This is a genomic window from Streptomyces sp. CRN 30 (assembly GCF_034105845.1).
This window is the reverse complement of record NZ_JAVRHI010000396.1, coordinates 23,350-40,144: the sequence shown is the minus strand read 5'-3', so window position 1 is coordinate 40,144 and position 16,795 is coordinate 23,350. Positions and strand designations below refer to the sequence as shown.

The following is a 16,795-nucleotide window of genomic DNA, read 5'->3' as shown; positions in this document are numbered from 1 at the left end:
TGGTCCGCGGATGGTCCGCGGAGGGAAGACGGTTGTACCGTTCTGCCGGTGACTCAGGAGAACGCCGCAGCGAACGGCCGCAGAAGGCTGTCGCCCCAGGAGATCGCCGACATCCTGCGTGAGCGCATCCGCACCGGTGGTCTCCGGGCCGGCGACCGCCTGCCGACCCAGGCCGAACTCGCGGAGGAGTTCGGCGTGGAGCGGGGCACCGTCCGCCAGGCCCTGCGCGCACTGCAGGAGGACGGGCTGCTCAGCAACGTGAGCAAGGGCAGCCCGCCGCGGATCGCGCCCCCCACCCCCGCGAGGACCGAACCCCGGCCGACACCGGTCGGGCTGGCACCGCGCCTCACGAAGGCGTTCGCGGCGCCGCACGTCCGTATCGACGCCGCCTGCCACACGGCCGAGACGCTGTTGCTGGCCCTGGGCGAACCGGTTCGCCTGATCCACGAGGGCAGGCTGCGCCCCGAGTCGGTCGACGTCCGTGTCCTGCTGCCGTCGCGGGACATCGACCTGGCGTTCCCGGTGCCGGTGGAGCGCCACGAGGAGGAGCGCGCCCCGGTCCACCGGCGCTGGCTGGCCCAGCGCAACGCCCAGGGCCAGGTGCTGCGGCACACCCTGCTGTCCCTGCGCTCCTCCCACGGCATCGATGTCCGGGTGACCTTCCGCGCGCTGCCCCTCACCCCGCCGGTGAAGCTGTACCTGCTCAACGACGCGGAGGCGCTGTTCGCGTACTACCAGCTGACCCGGCGCGAGGAGGAGACGGACGACGGGACACTGGAGCTGTACGACGCCCTGGGTCCCACGTCCCTGCTCTTCTCCTTCGCACGGGACGGCGGGGAGATGGACGCCGCGTTCGTGACCGAGTCCCGGAAATGGTTCGACGCCCTCTGGGAGACCATCACCACGGACCTGACGCTCTCCTAGCCGGGGCTGTCCCGGGAGTGGCTGTCCCGGGGGTGCGGTCACCTGGCAAGGACCGGAGTCGGCTGCCAACCGGCCGAGAGATGTCCGGAGTTGGTCGGCAGCACCGGGTCACCACCGGCGCAGGAGAACGTGGACGTGAACGGCAGCAGCGGACGGCCCCCGCAGGAGATCGCCGCGTCGCGCGGGGGGCCGGCGGGGCCCCGGCCGGCCACCGTGACGCTCGCCGAGCACATCGAGCGGGCTCGCGAGGTGCCGCACGTGGCTCGACGTCGTGTGCCTCACGGCGGAGACGCTGATGGAGGCCCTGCACACCGCACGGCTGCACGTCCGGGAGGGGCGGGTGCGGCCCGCGTCCCTCATCCTGCGCTGCCTGCTGCCTGCTGCCTGCTGCCTGCTGCCCGACCCGGACCTCACGCAGGCCTCTCCCGTGCCGGTCGACGGGGACGCGGCCCGGGCGGCGGAGACCCGCCGTGCCCTCGCCGCGCAGCGTACGTCCCAGGCGCAGGTGCTCGACTGCCGAGCGGTGAGCCGGAGGTGTACGACGCCTGGGGCAAGCAGTCACTGCTGTTCCGCTTCGAGCGGGGAGCGGGCGGGTGGGACGCAGCGTTCGTGGAACAGTCGGGGAAATGGTTCGACGCCCTCTGGGCAACGATCGCCCGTCCATCGACACTGACACTCACCTAGTGGACTCGATGCGACGGGAGCCGGGCCGGTGGCGGACGCGACGGACCATCTCCGGCAGCTGGTGTCCCGGACGCGGTACGTGGTCTTCGACTTCGACGGACCGATCTGCTTCCTCTACCCGGGCCGCTCGGCGGAGCGCGTCGTGAGGGCCCGGGCGGCATGGCTGCGGGAGCGCGGACTGCACGATCTCCTCACCGAGGAGGAACGCGACCGCCCGGACCCGTACCCGGTCCTGACCGCCGTGGCCGGCCGTCGTCCCGGCAGTGACCTGCTGGCGGAACTGGAGGAACGGCTCACCCGGCAGGAGCTGCGGGAGGTGCCGCGGGCGTGGCCCACCCCGTATGCGGACGTCCTGGTCCGTACCTGGGTGGCGCTGGGCGTCCGGCCGGCCATCACCAGCGACACCTCCGACCGCCCGGTGCTGTCGTACCTGGACGGCAGGGGACTCACCGCGTGCTTCGTCCCGCACGTCCACGGCCGCCCACGGCCGCCCCGGTTCCCCCAGCCGTACGCACACCCCCTGCGCCGGGCCCTGATCACCCTGGGCGCGGCCCCCGGGGCGTCACTGATGATCGGCGACCGTCCCGAGGACGCCGCCGCCGCCCGCGAGGCGGGCGTGGCCTTCCTCGGCTACGCCCCCGACGAACGCGGCGAACGACGCTTCCTGGAGGCGGGCGTACCTGCTGGGCACCTGGTGTCCTCCCTGGAGACACTGCTCCGGGCGGTCCGGGAGGGGGCCTGACGTCATCGGCCCGGCCGACTGGCCGACTGGCCTTACGGCCGACTGGCCTTCCGGCCGCCCGGTGGCAGGATCCGGCGTGACGAGAGTTACGAGAAGGCGACGGGATCATGACCGTGCGCGCACCTCGGTGATCGTTTTCGTGGCTAGCGTGGTCGTGCTGGTGAGCGGCGGACTCTCCCGGGCCCATCTCCTCCCCCCAGGGCTCGCCGCCGCTCACCGGCGACGCCCGCGCGGCCCCGGTCCCGGTCCCTCAGCTCGTGGCCGCGTCCAGTACGGGGATCAACTGCTCCTCCTCGTACGTGAGGTGGGCCTCCAGCTCGGTGGTCAGACGCTCGACCTCGCGGCGTACGCGACCGGGATCGGCGGCGTCGGCCGTGGTGTCGGCCGCGGCGTCCGTCACCACGCGGCGGAGCTCCTCCAGGAGTGCGGCGATCCGCTCGTGCTCCTCGCGCAGCCGGTCCAGGACGGGGCCCAGCTCGGGGTGGCGGGCGGCGAGGAACGGGAACAGGCCCATGTCCTCGCCGGTGTGGTGGTTGTGCAGCCCCTGGCAGAAGGTCAGGCAGTTGACGCGGAGCTGAGCACCGAGCGCGGCACCGCTCTCGACCCCCCGCTGCACCTCCGCGTTGATGAGCGCCAGCTCGCGGCGGAAGGCGTCGTGGACGACCTTGACGGCCTCGCCCATGGAGGCCGCGTTGATGTTCGGCGGTCCGGCCACGGGTATCTCGCGCAACGCGACCACGGGAATGACGCGCTCGGTCCTGCTCTGGTACTCGGCCCACCCGGGCTCGTCCTCCACCGCCCGTGCGAAGGCCCGGTCGCGTTCCTCCCCGCTCAGGACGACGGCCTCGGCCTCGTACGTGAACGCGCCGCTCTCGACGGTCACCCGCGGCTCGGCGAGGAGGTTGCGGTACCAGTCCGGGTTCTGGGGCGCGCCGCCCGCCGAGGCGATGACCAGGACGTTCCCGTCGCCATCGGGGAGGTACCCGACCGGGGTCGTATGGGGCTCGCCGGTCCGGGAGCCGGTCGTGGTGAGCAGGAGGAGCCGGCTGCCCTCGAAGGGGCCGCCTACCCGCCCGTGGTGGGCGCGGAACTCATCGATGATCTGCTGGTTGAAAGGGTTCGGCATTCTCTGCTTTCCGGGTGATGGGGAGAGGGCGGTTCCGAGGTCTTCGCTTTGCACGCATTGCGATATCCGCTGTTTTCGGGGTCGCCTGATAACGCCGTGGCCCATGGCCCGGTGAATTTCGGGCTACGGGCAGCCCGAATTGCACGGCATGGGACAGGGCGGAAGCGGCGAACCCGCAGGCACTGCTGACCGGGGGGAGGCGACGACGCCGTACGCGCACCCGGCAGGTGTCAGTAGCAGTGGCAACAGTGCTGAGGACAGCGGTGGAAGAACACGGCGGACCTCTGGCCCGCGCCGGCCTCACTCAGAGGCCGGGCACCCAACTCGCTCACGGCACAAGGCCGACCCGGCAGTCATGGGGGAACCGTAAGGGCAGAAGTGGGGAAACGCAATGCCGTAATGTCCGGGAACGGATTGGATAACGCGGGGCGCCGTAGCGCTTGTCGGCGAAACGGGTGCCGCTCCAGGAGGCGGCGTCGATGGTGACGTTCTCCCCGACTGCCTCGGCGAACTCACGGCACCAGGACATGGTTCGGTCGAGATCCTGTTCGCCCAGGAGGCGGCTCCGGCCCGCCGGCAGCGGCTCCGGTGGGATGAGGGTGCCGAGGCGGTACAGACGGAGCCGGGTGTCCCGGATGCCCGGCGTCGCGCCGGTGTGCCGCTGCCAGGCCCCGGCGAAACCGGTGACGGCGCCGTGGTCCGCGCTGACGGCGGGGAGATGAGGAGCGCACCGAGCCCCGAGCCCCGGTGCGTGCCGCACGTGCGGGGTGCTGTTCACCGGACGGTTCCCGTCAGGGCGTCCGCACCCCAGTCGGCCGGGCGGTCGCTGAGCGGGCCGCTGCCGTCGAGCGTGCGGTGCGCTCGTGGTGCCCCTCGGCCGGGGTGGGCAGTGCTTCCGTGTCCACTGCCGCCGCCGGTTCCTCGCGATCAGTCATCCGTCCATCATGCGGTGCGCGCTCCGGACCGGAACGCCGAGCTGGTCCAGGACAGTTGCTTCGCCGCCGGACCGCTGCCACGCAGGAGCACTTTTGCAAGCAGTCGCTTGCAAAAGTTAGCAAGGGCGGGCATGGTGGAGGCATGGCATCGCTCAATGTCGGCAATCTCGGTGAGTACCTCCGCGAGCAGCGGCGCAACGCGCAGTTGTCGCTCAGGCAGCTCGCCGACGCCGCCGGGGTGTCCAATCCGTATCTGAGCCAGATCGAGCGCGGGCTGCGCAAGCCCAGCGCGGAGGTGCTGCAGCAGGTCGCCAAGGCGCTGCGGATCTCCGCCGAGACGCTGTACGTGCGCGCCGGCATCCTCGACGACACCGAACGGGACCGGGACGAGGTGGAGACGCGCGCCGTCATACTCGCCGATCCCAGCCTCAACGAGCGGCAGAAGCAGGTACTGCTGCAGATCTACGAGTCCTTCCGCAAGGAGAACGGGTTCGGGATCGCCGCCCAGCAGGAGTCGGCCGAGGACGCGCGGAGCGCTCGGAGCGCTCCGGGCGCACGGAGTGCTCAGGACGCGGAGGACGCGCGTACGGGGATACGCGCCGTCCAGGACACCGACGCCGGGAGTCCCGGCTCCCGCGCGGACGGCGACGGGAGCGGTGCCGGTCCGCAGCAGACGGCCAGCTGATCCCAGGACGTACAGGGCGGCATGGCGGTCGCCGCGTACGGCACGACCGCTCGACCCCTTGAACGCGTGAACGCTCGAACGACGCACGAACGCTTGAACGCTTGAACGCCTGACAAAACCCTCAGTTGAAAGCCAATCGGAGGACCGTCACCATGGCCATCACCGACGACCTGCGCAAGACCCTCAGCGACCCGACCCCGCTCTACTTCGCCGCCGGCACCGCCGACCTGGCCCTCCAGCAGGCCAAGAAGGTGCCGCACCTGGTCGAGCAGTTGCGGGCCGAGGCCCCCGCGCGTATCGAGGCCGTGCGCCACACCGACCCCAAGGCCGTCCAGGAGAAGGCCAGCGCCCGGGTCAAGGAGACCCAGGAGAAGGCCGCGGCCCGCGTCAAGGAGACGCAGGAGACCATCCAGACCAAGGTCAACGAGATCCTCGGCAGCCTGGACACCGACCTGAAGAAGCTCGGCGAGACCGCCCAGGACCTCGCGCTGCGCGGTGTGGGTGTCGCCGCCGAGTACGCCGTCAAGGCCCGGGAGACCTACGAGAAGGTCGCCGAGCACGGCGAGCAGACCGTGCGGCACTGGCGCGGTGAGGCCGCCGAGGAGATCGAGGAGCTGGCGATCGCCGTCGAGCCGGACACGAAGCCGGTCGACGACATCAAGGAGGGGGAGAAGCCGGCCGGGACCGTCGAGGTCAAGGCCGAGCCCGCCCCCGCCGCGGTCACGAAGCCCGCGCCGGTGAAGAAGACCCCGGCGGCCAAGAAGACGACCGCCAAGAAGACCACGCCGACGGCCAAGTGATCACGGTCCGGTGACCCCGGCCGGCCTTGTGGCCCGGGAGCGCCGGGCGTACTCCTCATAGCCGGTACTTCCGGAAAGGGCCGGGGCACTCCAGGATGTCCCGGCCCGTTTCCCGGGTACGGTGGCCGTAAGACGACTCGATCGGGTGGTGGGCATTGTGCTCCTGACGGCATTCGGCGGCTTCATGTGGCTGCTCTTCACCGCCATGCTGGTGCTCGCTGTGGTGGCGCTGGTGATGGCCGCACTGGCGCGAGAGGACGCGTACCGCGCCGCCGACAAGAAGACCAAGACGTTCTGGCTCGTCATCCTGGGCGTCACGGTCGCCGTGAACGTCTTCGTACCGTTCCTCTTCCTGCAGATCGCGGGCCTCATCGCGACGATCGTCTTCTTCGTCGACGTCCGGCCCGCGCTCCAGCAGGTCTCGGGCGGTGGCCGTGGCGGTCGCCGCGGTTCCAGCAGCGACGGACCGTACGGGCCGTACAACGGCGGCCGCTAGGCACCACCGCGACCGTCGCGATCGCCGCAACCGTCGCGATCGCCGCAACCGTCGAGATCGCCGCGGCACCGGTACGCGCAACCGAGCCACCGCCTCCGGGCGGTGGCTCAGTCGTTCCCCGCGACCGCGGGCTCCCGGTCCCGGTCCCGGTCGAGCAGCAGTACCGCCACGTCGTCCGTCAGCTCGCCGCCGTTGAGGTGGCGGGCCTCGTTCACGGCGGCCCGCAGCAGGTCCTCGCCGTGCAGCCCCTGGGCGAGCAGGCGGCGGATCAGGTCGACCATCCCGTCCTGGCCGAGGCGTTCCCCGCTGTCGCCGACGTGGCCCTCGATCAGGCCGTCCGTGTAGAGCATCAGGCTCCAGGCGTCGCCCAGCGTGATCTGCGTACGCGGCCAGCGGGCGTCCGGCAGCAGCCCGAGGGCGGGGCCGTTGTTGTCGTACGGCAGCAGCTCGGCCGCGGGAGCGGTCCGGGCCGTGGTGGCCGCGGCCACCGGAGCGGCGTCCGGGCCCTGCGCCGGACCGGGGCGGACGACCAGCGGGGCCGGGTGGCCGGCCAGGCACAGGCCCGCGCTGCGGCCGTCCGGCGCGATGTCGACCGTGCAGAGCGTCGCGAAGATCTCGTCGCTCTCCCGCTCGTGCTCCAGGACCTGCTGCAGGGTGGAGAGCAGCTCGTCCCCGCACAGCCCGGCGAACGTCAGCGCCCGCCAGGCGATGCGCAGCTCCACGCCGAGCGCCGCCTCGTCGGGCCCGTGCCCGCAGACGTCGCCGATCATGGCGTGCACGGTGCCGTCGGGGGTGCGGACGGTGTCGTAGAAGTCTCCGCCGAGCAGGGCCCGGGAGCGGCCGGGGCGGTAGCGCGCGGCGAAGCGGAGCGGGGAGCCCTCCAGCAGTGGGGTGGGCAGCAGTCCGCGTTCCAGCCGGGCGTTCTCCTGGGCGCGCAGCCTGGACTCGGTGAGCCGCCGCTCGGCCGTGTCGGAACGTTTCCGCTCCACCGCGTAGCGGATCGCCCGGCTCAGCAGCCGCGCGTCCAGCTCGTCGCGGAAGAGGTAGTCCTGGGCGCCGACGCGCACCGCCTCGGCGCCGCGCTCGGCGTCGCCGGACGCGGTGAGCGCGAGGACGGCGTGCCGGGGCGCGAGCAGCAGGACGTGCTTGAGCACGGCCAGCTCGTCGTCGACGACGACGGGGTCGCCGGCGGGCGCTCCCTGCGTACGGGCCGGCAGCGCGAGGTCCAGCAGGATGCAGTGGACGTCGTCGGTGAGCAGCCGTCCGGCCTCGGTGAGGTTCCGTGCGGTCCGCACCTTGATCGGCTTGCCCGCCGGGTCGAGCAGCTCGGGCACGCTGAGTGAGCCCGAGGGGTCGTCCTCGATGAGCAGCACGGTGAGGTTGGTGCCGCTGTCGGCGGGGGCGACGGTCCTGACCTCCGTGCTCATGTCCGCCACCTTCTCCGCCCCCCTTCCGCGCGGGTGTCCGGGCACGGGTCCCGGCCCGCTCCCGGACCCGGAGTCGACTCCGGACTCGCATGCGGCCGGGCCGTGCGGCGGCTGTCCGGGGGTGCTGCTGTGCGGCGGCTGTCCGGGCGGGCCGCCGGGTTCGGGTACGGCGGGCGCCTGACCACTCTCCACGGCCGGGATCACCCTCTGCCGCGGTACGGGTACGGGCATCGTCTTGGGTTCCTTCCCCTCCCCCCGAGGGCACGGTGGTCCGCGGGACGTCGGGCCACCGACGGGGACCATAGCGCCAGGCGGCGCCGCAGCGGAACGGCCCGTGGCGAGCCGACTGGCATTCGGCCAACGGCATATGCCGCAAGCCCGCACGCACTTGGGCACGGCCCGGTCGTACCGGGGATGAGGAATGTCACGCGCCCGGCAGCCGCCGGGGAGCCGGCCGGTGGACGGGACGTGCCGGGCGTCACGTGGGGCGGGTCACGTGGGATTGCGGACGACTCCTGCGACCGGTGGGACACGGGAGACGTGCTGGAGGGACACGGGTGGTGCCGTGCCCGGCGCCGGGCGGCGGGCCGGTGAGCGCGTGGCCGGTTCACGCGTCCGGTCGTACGACGCCCAGGATCGGCATGGAGCCCGCGCCGGTCGTCGTCACCGTCCGCCCCGGGCGTGGGGCGTGGACGATCGTGCCGTCGCCCACGTACAGGGCCACGTGGCTCGCGTCCTTGTTGTAGATGATCAGGTCGCCGGGCCGCATGTCCTCGATGTCGACCCGCTCGAGCTGCTTCCACTGCTGCTGCGAGGTGCGCGGGACGGCCACGCCGGCGGCGGCCCAGGCCATGGAGGTCAGACCGGAGCAGTCGTACGTCCGCGGGCCCTCGGCACCCCACTCGTACGCCTTGCCGATCTGCTCCGTGGCGAACTCCACCGCCTTCTCGCCCGGTCCGGAGGCCTCACCGCGGGCGCCGTCCAGCACGCCCGAGCGCAGCCACGCGGTCTGCGCCTGCCGCGCGGCCTCCTGCTCCAGCAGTGCCAGCCGCTCCCGCTCCTCCTGCTCCAGCCGCCCCTCCAGCTTCTCGGCCGCGGCGATCCGCTTCTTTATCTCCTTCTGGGCCTCGGCCTTGGCCGCGCGGTTGGCCTCCAGCTTCCTCCACTGCGCGGAGGCGTCCTTCGCGTACTGCTCCAGGTCCTCCTGCGTGCGCTGCGTCTCGGTGAGCAGGCCCTGGGAGGCGTGCTGGCCCTGGCGGACGCGGTCGGCGTCGTCGAGGTACTGCTGCGGGTTCTCGCTGAGCCAGAGCCGCACCTCGGGCGGGAGGCCGGCACCGCGGTACTGGGCGCGGGCCGCGGCGCCGATGAGGTCGTTCAGCTCCTCCAGCCGCTCCTTGCCCTCGACGATCTCGCGGGCCAGCTCGACCACCTCGGCGGACTGCTTCTCGGCCTTCTCCTCGGCGGCGTTGTACGCGTCGGTGGCCACCGCCGCGGCGTGGTAGAGGTCCTCCAGCTGCTTGCGGACGGCTTCGAGCTCCTCGTCGCTCGTGGCCGTCGCGCGGGGAGCGGCCGTCGCACCGGGCGGGGTCGTCGCACCGGGAGAGGCCGTCGTGCCCGGGGACGGGTCGGGGTGCGGTGCGGTCGGGGCCGCGTGGGCGATGCCCGGCGCGCCCAGCACGGTCACCGCGCAGACCAGGGCCACGGCCGCGGTGGTCAAGCTCCGCTTGCGGGTTCCCATTTCCTGCCCCCAGCCTGCCACCTGACCACCTGCCAGATCGCCCGTCGGTACCGTGTGGGCGTGTGGACGCCCCAGGGGCGGACGCCCGCATGACGTCTCCCCACCGATGGGACGAACGACCCATGGGCGGCGTTCCCGGCGGGGGCGCCGGGGGGCGCCGGGGAAGGCCGTGAAGCGCTGGTTGTGCCGAGGAGCACCGAGAAGCGCCGAAGAGCACCGGGAGCACCGAGAGCACCGAGAGCGCCGAAGGGCATTCGAAGGGCATCCGAAGGGCTCAGCCGCGCGGCGCCAGCGCCTCCCACGCCACCGTGACCTCGCCCTGCCGCCAGCGTGCGCCCCCGTCCCGGACCGGCCAGTCGGCGGTCAGGTCGCGCACCGCGCGGATCCACCGCTGGCGCGCGCCGTACGAGGCGTAGGGCGCCGCGGCCGCCCAGGCGCGGTCGAAGTCGCGGAGGAAGGCGTGCACCGGCTCACCCGGGACGTTGCGGTGGATGAGCGCCTTGGGCAGGCGTTCGGCGAGGTCGGAGGGTCGGTCCAGGGAGCCGAGGCGGGTGGCGAAGGTGACCGTGCGGGGGCCCTCCGGGCCGAGGGCGACCCAGACGTGGCGGCGGCCTATCTCGTCGCAGGTCCCCTCCACGAGCAGCCCGCCCCCCGAGCGCGCGGTCGCCGGGGCGAGCCGGGCGCACAGCCGTTCCCAGACCGCGGCGACCTCGTCCTCGTCGTACTGGCGCAGTACGTTGGCCGCGCGTATCAGCGTCGGCCGGCCGGTCACGGGCACCTCGAAACCGCCGTGCCGGAAGACCAGCCCCTCCTCCGCGTACGGGAGCGCCGCCGCGACCCGGGCGGGCTCTATCTCGACGCCGACGACGCGGGTCCGGGGTGCGGCCGCGCGCAGCCGCCGGAGCAGTTCGACCGCGGTCCAGGGGGCCGCGCCGTAGCCGAGGTCGACGGCCACCGGGTCGGCGGCGCGGCGCAGTTCGGCGCCGTGGACCGCCGCGATCCAGCGGTCCATGCGGCGCAGCCGGTTGGGGTTCGTGGTCCCGCGCGTCACCGTGCCCACGACGGGGGTCCCCCCGCTCGACCGGGGCCGGGAGCGGGGGAGGGCCGCCGCGCGGGTTGTCATACGTACGAGGGTAAGCGGCGGCCTGTTGCCCTCGTCCGGGGGTATACGAGGCTTGTGTGACGGTTGCGACCACGCGTACGACTGCTTACGCATGCTCACGGGCGTGTACGGCCCTCGCGGACGCGCCCCGAGTCGAACGGTTGAGCGATCTCCGTAATAATTCGGCAAAGAGGAAATGGAGCGGCCCGCTCCGGTGTTCCCCCTCTTCGGAGGGGACCGTGCGCCCTCCGGCCGGCCCGCCCGCAGCAAGCGCCCGCTCCAGGACGCAAGGCGCCCGTACAAGGAGGAACGCCACGTGAGCCAGTACGCCAGCAGGCTCGGGCGTCGCTCCCCGGGCTCCCCGGCGGTGTCCGCGCGGCTCCGGCTGCCCTCCCGCAGGCCCCGCCGGGTCGCCATGCTCTCCGTGCACACCTCGCCGCTGCACCAGCCCGGCACGGGCGACGCCGGCGGCATGAACGTCTACATCGTGGAGCTCGCCCAGCGGCTGGCCGCGATCAACATCGAGGTCGAGATCTTCACCAGGGCGACCACGGCCGCCCTCCCGCCGTCCGTCGAGCTCGCGCCCGGCGTCCTCGTCCGGCACGTCGACGCGGGCCCGTACGAGGGCCTGGCGAAGGAGGAGCTGCCCGCGCAGCTGTGCGCCTTCACGCACGGCGTGATGCAGGCGTGGGCGGGCCACCGCCCCGGCTACTACGACCTGGTCCACTCGCACTACTGGCTCTCCGGCCACGTCGGCTGGCTCGCGGCGGAACGCTGGGGCGCCCCGCTCGTCCACGCCATGCACACCATGGCGAAGGTGAAGAACGCCGCGCTCGCCGAGGGGGACACCCCCGAGCCCGCCGCCCGCGTCATCGGCGAGACGCAGATCGTGCGCGCGGCCGACCGCCTCATCGCCAACACCACCGAAGAGGCCGCCGACCTGGTGCGCCACTACGAGGCCGAGCCCGCCAAGGTCGCCGTGGTCCACCCCGGCGTCAACCTCGACCGTTTCCGCCCCGCCGACGGCCGCGCCGCCGCCCGCGCCCGCCTCGGCCTCCCGCAGGACGCGCTGATCCCCCTCTTCGCGGGCCGTATACAGCCCCTGAAGGCCCCCGACGTCCTCCTCCGCGCGGTCGCCGTGCTCATCGGCGAACGCCCGGAGCTCCGCTCGCGCCTTGTCGTCCCGGTCGTCGGCGGCCCCAGCGGCAGCGGCCTGGCCAAACCCGAGGGCCTGCAGAAGCTCGCCGCCCGGCTCGGCATCGCCGACGTCGTCCGCTTCCGGCCGCCCGTGCGGCAGGACGAGCTCGCGGACTGGTTCCGCGCCGCCTCCGTCCTCGTCATGCCCTCGTACAGCGAGTCCTTCGGCCTGGTCGCCATCGAGGCGCAGGCGGCCGGTACGCCGGTGCTCGCGGCCTCGGTCGGCGGCCTCCCCGTCGCCGTGCGCGACCAGGAGACCGGCTTCCTCGTCGACGGGCACGACCCCGTGGCGTACGCGCGCGTGCTGCGCCGTTTCGCCGACACCCCGCACCTCGCCGGCAGCATGGGCGCGGCGGCGGCCCGGCACGCTCGGGCCTTCGGCTGGGAGGCGTCCGCCGCGGCCACGGCCGACGTCTACACGGAAGCCGTCCAGTCCCACCGCCGCAAGGCCCGCGCGGGCGCCCACCACGGCTGACGTACCGCGGGCGCCCACCACGGCTGACGTACGCTCGCTGCATGGCTGACGCAGCGTCGATCGTCGAGCAGTTCCTCGCCGGGGCGGAACTGGAGTGGGAGAGTCCCGGCCCCGGCACCTACGTCGTGAAGCTCCCCGGCACCCGCAAGCTGTCGACGACCGTCTCCCTCATCGTCGGCAGGCACTCCCTCTCCCTGAACGCCTTCGTCATCCGCCACCCGGACGAAAACGAGGCGGGCGTGCACCGCTGGCTGCTGGAGCGCAACCTCAAGCTGTACGGCGTGAGCTACGCGGTCGACCCGCTCGGCGACGTGTACGTGGTCGCCAAGCTCCCCCTGTCCGCGGTCACCCCCGAGGAGATCGACCGGCTGCTCGGCTCGGTCCTGGAGGCGGCCGACGGCCCCTTCAACACCCTCCTCGAACTCGGCTTCGCGACCGCCATCCGCAAGGAGTACGCGTGGCGGGTGTCGCGGGGGGAGTCGACGCGGAACCTGGAGGCGTTCGCCCATCTGACGCGGCCCGCCGCGGACGGCTGACGGTCACCGGACGGCGGTACGCGCGTACCGCCCCGGCGCCACCCCCACCAGCTTCTTGAAGTGCCGGGTGAGGTGGGCCTGGTCGTAGAAGCCGGTCGCGGCGGCCACCTCGCCCGCCGGCAGCCCGTCGAGCAGCAGCCGTCGCGCCCGGTCGACCCGCCGTGACACCAGGTACTGGTGCGGCGCGATCCCGAAGGCGGCGCCGAACGCCCGCACCAGGTGCGCCGGGTGCGCGTGCACGAGCGCGGCGGCCTCCGCCAGGGTCACGCCCTGGGCGACCCGCTCGTCGAGCAGCTCACGGAGCCGTCCGGCCGGCGGCCGCCCCTCGGGCAGCGCCCGCCGTACGGTTCCGGCGCGGCGACCGGGCCGCAGGTGCTCCCGCAGCCGCTCCTGCAGCCGCTCCCTCACGAGCGCGAGCCGGCTCTCCGCCTCGAACTCGTCCCCGGGGCGGGCGAGCGTGGCGTGCAGCCGCCCCACCTCCCGCCGCAGCTGCGGATCGCGCAGATCGGGCCCGTCCACGGCGGCACCGACGAGACCGGCGTCCAGCACGGTGGCGTCCAGGTACAGCACCCGCTTGCGGAAACCCGCCTCCGTGACGGGCGCCCCGTTGTGCGGCACGTGCGGCGGCAGCAGCGTCACCGTGCCGTGCGGGGTGCCGTGCTCGTGCCGGTCGAGGTCGTACCGTACGGCGCCGTCGTCGACGACGAGCAGGGTCCAGGCGTCGTGCACGTGCATGGGGTACGCGTAGGCCGTGTAGTGCGCGTGGAAGACCTCGACGACGCCGGGTACGCGAGGGCGCCAGGCGGTGACGTCGCGGATCTCCTTGCGCCCCTGCTCAACGGCGGACATGCAAAAAACGTACAAGACGCGGCCGTGCGGCGATCGGCAGTCTCGAGGCATGAGCACGATGACCACGACCACCACCGAGAACACCGCGGAGCCCATCCGCTTCGACACCAAGATCGCGGTCCTGCTCCGGGACGACCTGGAGACCTGGCAGCGCCTCAACGTGACCGCCTTCCTGGTGAGCGGCCTCGGCGCACAGCTGCCGGAGGTGATCGGCGACCCGTACGAGGACGCGGACGGCGTCGCGTACCTGCCGATGATCCGCCAGCCGGTCCTGGTCTTCCAGGGCACCGGGGGCACCCTGAAGACCGCTCACGCACGCGCGCTCTCCCGCGCCCTCCCGCGCGCGGTCTTCACGTCGGAGCTCTTCACCACGGGCAACGACCGCGACAACCGCGCGGCGGTGCGCGCCGTCCGCACGGACGACCTGGACCTGGTCGGCCTCTCGGTGTACGGCCCGCGCAACGCGGTGGACAAGGTGCTGAAGGGTGCCCGGATGCATCCGTGACCCGTGACGCCCGTTGTGCCGTGAGGGACCCGCCGGGGCGGCTGCGGGGAACACCGCAGCCGCCCCGGCCCGTCACTCCACGCCGCCCGGCCGGGCCCCGCGGCTCTCGGCGATACGGAGGCTGTCCCGGAGCGCCTCGACCAGCCGGGCGGTCAGATAGCGCAGCTCGGGGACGCCGGTCTCCGGCTCGTCGAGCAGCGCCACCGCGTGCTCGACGAGCCGCAGCCCCATCCCGATCTGCGTCACCTCCACCAGGTCGGCCCTGCGGGAGAGGTACCCGCCGTGGTCGTCGGTGAGGAGGTAGGAGGGCCTGCCGTCGGCCGACGCCCAGGGAAGAAGCCGAAGCACGGGCACCGACCGCACCTCCTCCGGCTCACGCCCCTCAGCCGTCACGCGGTCACCTCCACACCGTGGATACGACGGGGCCCGACATCGACGCCGTACGTGGCGAGCCAGAGGGCGCGACGACGGTGGCGCTGCTGCCGGCGGAGGTGCTTGCGGTGGGCGAGTTCAGCGGACGTGAGGAGGTAGGGGCGTACGAGGGCGGAGGCTTCGCCGGGGAGGAGCCATGGTGGGGGAGGGATGGGCGACGAGCTCGGGCCGACGGTCCGGGTGGTCGGTTCCGGTTGCCGCCGGGTGAGTGGGGGCAACGGCGGTGTGACTGCTCGGTGACGACCCCGAGGCGGCAGCAACAACCTCAGCAGTCGGACGAGCAGGAGGGAGATAAAGTGCGGCATGTCTACCTGCCTTGTTCAGGTTGGCCATGCCCCCGGACCGCATGCAGCGCGGTCGCGGGGGTTTTCGTGTGTGGTGCGGTGCAGGGCTCGGTGAGACGAGCCAGGAGCCGTCCACCGTGCAGGTCGGCGCTCGGATCCTTAGTGACGCGTCGACCGAACAGAGCGTATTCACAGAAACGCTGCGAGTTAAGGAAAACTGTGACTCGTAACTCTTATGTGTGACTGCCAGACTGGGCGCCCCCGGAGGGAGGGCACATGACCCAGGGACTCGGCCTCGTCGTCCGCTTCCTGCTTGCGAGCGATGAGGCGGCAGCCGCCTTCGACGACCTCTGCGCCCGCACCATGGAGGGCATCGAGGAGCATGAGCCCGGAACGCTGGTGTACGTCCGACACACCCCGCCCGAGGAGCCGCTGACCCGCGTCTTCTACGAGCTCTACGCGGACCGGGAAGCCTTCGAGGCACACGAGGCCCAGGAGCACGTCAGGCACTTCCTTTCCGAGCGCGGCCAGTACCTCGCGGGCACCGAGGTGATTTTCCTGGACGCGATCGACGGGAAGGTGGCCGCACAGTCGTGACGGCGCACGAACGACCGGCCTTCGGTACGCGGGTCGCGGAGCTGAGGCGTCGGCGGGGGCTGACACAGAGCGAGTTGGCGCTGGCCATCGGACGCACCGCCAGCTGGGTGTCGCAGGTCGAGCGCGGTATCCAGCCGGTCAACCGGCTGGATGTGCTGCGGCTGCTCGCAGACGGTCTGGACGTTGCCCTCAACGTGCTCCAACCCGAGGCGCCGGACGCGACAGGCTCGGACGGGGTGCCGGCCGCACAGGCGCGGAACGACCTGGACCAGGCCCGTCTGGTGATGTCCGGACACCCCGCGCTCGACGTCGTCCTGGGCCATCGCCCGACCGCCCACGGCGACGAGCCGCTCGACGGACTGCGTGGCGATGTGGACCGGCTCTGGACGTTGACGCACTCCGGGCGCTTCGCCGAGCTGAGCCGAGCGCTGGCACCCCTCGTCCCACGGCTGGAGCGAGTCTCCCGGACGGCATCGCGTGAGGAGCGCGCGGAGGCGTTCGGGCTGCTGGCCCGCACGTATCAGGCGCTGGCTTCGGCCTTCGTACGCCAGAACCAGGCCGACGCGGCATGGGTGGCCGCCGACCGTGCCATCCGGGCGGCCGAAATGGCCGGTGACGAGCTCGGCGTGTTCGTCGGCGTCTTCCGCCTGGTCCACGTCTTCGTCCGGCTACGCCACCTCGACCAGGCCGAACACACGGCCGCGACGGCGATCAACGCCCTCGCCCCCCAGGCGGAGTCGAATGCGGCCGACACCGAGGAGCTGTCGGTCCTGGGGTCCCTGCACCTCGCCCTCGCGCTGGTGCACGCACGTTCCGGGCAGCGCGCGGCAGCACGCGAACAGATCGCCAGGGCACGGGCGGTGGCCGATCGGGTCGGTGATGGACGCAACGACTTCAATCTTGAATTCGGCCCCGTCAACGTCGAGATCCAAGCGGTGTCCACAGCTGTGGAACTCGGCGACGCGGGCGAGGCGCTCGACATCGCCGGGACCGTGGACACCAGCGGGCTGTCGGCCGAGCGGCAGGCACGGATGCTGATGGACGTCGGCCGCGCGCACGCCCAACGACGGCAGCTGGGCGATGCGCTCGCCTCACTGCTGGAGGCGGAGAGCGTGGCCCCGGAGATCATCCGACATCACATGGTCGCGCGTGACGTCGTCAAGGAACTGTTGCTGATGGCCGGGCGCGGGGCGTCGCCCGAATTGAGGGCGCTCGCCGATCGCCTGGACGCAATGACGTAACCGGTCCTGGCCGCGGTGAC

The 16,795-nt window shown here is 72.6% G+C and carries 17 protein-coding genes; 10 read left to right on the top strand and 7 right to left on the bottom strand.

The features are described 5' to 3' along the window. Positions 1-42 precede the first annotated feature (42 nt). Both UW392_RS43050 and UW392_RS43045 read left to right on the top strand, forming a co-directional pair. Positions 43-924: a GntR family transcriptional regulator gene (locus tag UW392_RS43050; RefSeq protein ID WP_320780792.1), complete on the top strand. Its 882-nt coding sequence runs from the start codon at positions 43-45 to the stop codon at positions 922-924. Positions 925-1,636: 712 nt separating this feature from the next. Next, positions 1,637-2,350, top strand: coding sequence for an HAD family hydrolase (locus UW392_RS43045; RefSeq protein WP_320780745.1), 714 nt, complete (start codon positions 1,637-1,639; stop codon positions 2,348-2,350). 250 nt (positions 2,351-2,600) lie between these two features. Here the strand turns inward: UW392_RS43045 and UW392_RS43040 are convergent, their stop codons facing one another. Together UW392_RS43040 and UW392_RS43035 are read right to left on the bottom strand one after the other, a co-directional pair. Beyond that, positions 2,601-3,476 carry a nitroreductase/quinone reductase family protein gene (locus UW392_RS43040; RefSeq protein ID WP_320780744.1) on the bottom strand — a complete coding sequence of 292 codons (876 nt, stop codon included), beginning with the start codon at positions 3,474-3,476 and terminating at the stop codon, positions 2,601-2,603. Positions 3,477-3,804: 328 nt separating this feature from the next. Beyond that, positions 3,805-4,254 (bottom strand): hypothetical protein, encoded by a 450-nt coding sequence (locus tag UW392_RS43035; RefSeq protein WP_320780743.1) that lies wholly within the window; start codon positions 4,252-4,254, stop codon positions 3,805-3,807. Positions 4,255-4,553: 299 nt separating this feature from the next. On the opposite strand from UW392_RS43035, the gene UW392_RS43030 reads away from it, so the two are divergent. The 3 genes from UW392_RS43030 (at position 4,554) to UW392_RS43020 (ending at position 6,392) form a co-directional block, all read left to right on the top strand. Beyond that, positions 4,554-5,096 (top strand): helix-turn-helix domain-containing protein, encoded by a 543-nt coding sequence (locus UW392_RS43030; protein WP_320780742.1) that lies wholly within the window; start codon positions 4,554-4,556, stop codon positions 5,094-5,096. 152 nt (positions 5,097-5,248) lie between these two features. Further along, entirely contained in the window at positions 5,249-5,896 is a 648-nt protein-coding gene (locus tag UW392_RS43025; protein ID WP_320780741.1) for a hypothetical protein, read from the top strand. Positions 5,897-6,053: 157 nt separating this feature from the next. After that, positions 6,054-6,392: a DUF2516 family protein gene (locus UW392_RS43020; protein WP_320780791.1), complete on the top strand. Its 339-nt coding sequence runs from the start codon at positions 6,054-6,056 to the stop codon at positions 6,390-6,392. Positions 6,393-6,499: 107 nt separating this feature from the next. Here the strand turns inward: UW392_RS43020 and UW392_RS43015 are convergent, their stop codons facing one another. The 3 genes from UW392_RS43015 to UW392_RS43005 form a co-directional block, all read right to left on the bottom strand. Continuing rightward, on the bottom strand, positions 6,500-8,050 hold the full coding sequence (locus UW392_RS43015; protein ID WP_320780740.1) for a PP2C family protein-serine/threonine phosphatase: 1,551 nt from the start codon (positions 8,048-8,050) through the stop codon (positions 6,500-6,502). A 376-nt stretch (positions 8,051-8,426) separates the two neighbouring features. Then, positions 8,427-9,557: an NlpC/P60 family protein gene (locus tag UW392_RS43010; protein ID WP_320780739.1), complete on the bottom strand. Its 1,131-nt coding sequence runs from the start codon at positions 9,555-9,557 to the stop codon at positions 8,427-8,429. A 274-nt stretch (positions 9,558-9,831) separates the two neighbouring features. Beyond that, a complete protein-coding gene (locus UW392_RS43005; RefSeq protein ID WP_414497225.1) occupies positions 9,832-10,680 on the bottom strand; it encodes a class I SAM-dependent methyltransferase in 849 nt (282 codons plus the stop codon). A gap of 295 nt (positions 10,681-10,975) precedes the next feature. Here UW392_RS43005 and mshA point away from each other — a divergent pair, with 295 nt between their 5' ends. Together mshA and UW392_RS42995 are read left to right on the top strand one after the other, a co-directional pair. Beyond that, positions 10,976-12,331, top strand: coding sequence for a D-inositol-3-phosphate glycosyltransferase (gene mshA, locus UW392_RS43000; RefSeq protein ID WP_320780738.1), 1,356 nt, complete (start codon positions 10,976-10,978; stop codon positions 12,329-12,331). A gap of 41 nt (positions 12,332-12,372) precedes the next feature. Beyond that, a complete protein-coding gene (locus UW392_RS42995) occupies positions 12,373-12,867 on the top strand; it encodes a YbjN domain-containing protein (protein ID WP_320780737.1) in 495 nt (164 codons plus the stop codon). Between the two features lie 3 nt (positions 12,868-12,870). On the opposite strand, the gene UW392_RS42990 is transcribed toward UW392_RS42995, so the two are convergent. After that, positions 12,871-13,716: an AraC family transcriptional regulator gene (locus UW392_RS42990; RefSeq protein ID WP_320780736.1), complete on the bottom strand. Its 846-nt coding sequence runs from the start codon at positions 13,714-13,716 to the stop codon at positions 12,871-12,873. Positions 13,717-13,765: 49 nt separating this feature from the next. Between UW392_RS42990 and UW392_RS42985 the strand changes: the two genes are divergently transcribed. Further along, a complete protein-coding gene (locus UW392_RS42985; RefSeq protein WP_414497222.1) occupies positions 13,766-14,221 on the top strand; it encodes a DUF2000 family protein in 456 nt (151 codons plus the stop codon). Between the two features lie 72 nt (positions 14,222-14,293). On the opposite strand, the gene UW392_RS42980 is transcribed toward UW392_RS42985, so the two are convergent. Beyond that, positions 14,294-14,575 carry a hypothetical protein gene (locus tag UW392_RS42980; protein ID WP_320780735.1) on the bottom strand — a complete coding sequence of 94 codons (282 nt, stop codon included), beginning with the start codon at positions 14,573-14,575 and terminating at the stop codon, positions 14,294-14,296. A gap of 638 nt (positions 14,576-15,213) precedes the next feature. Between UW392_RS42980 and UW392_RS42975 the strand changes: the two genes are divergently transcribed. Then, a complete protein-coding gene (locus UW392_RS42975; RefSeq protein WP_320780734.1) occupies positions 15,214-15,534 on the top strand; it encodes a putative quinol monooxygenase in 321 nt (106 codons plus the stop codon). Continuing rightward, entirely contained in the window at positions 15,531-16,775 is a 1,245-nt protein-coding gene (locus UW392_RS42970; RefSeq protein WP_320780733.1) for a helix-turn-helix transcriptional regulator, read from the top strand. The genes UW392_RS42975 and UW392_RS42970 overlap by 4 nt, the downstream gene beginning before the upstream one ends. Positions 16,776-16,795: the final 20 nt, after the last annotated feature.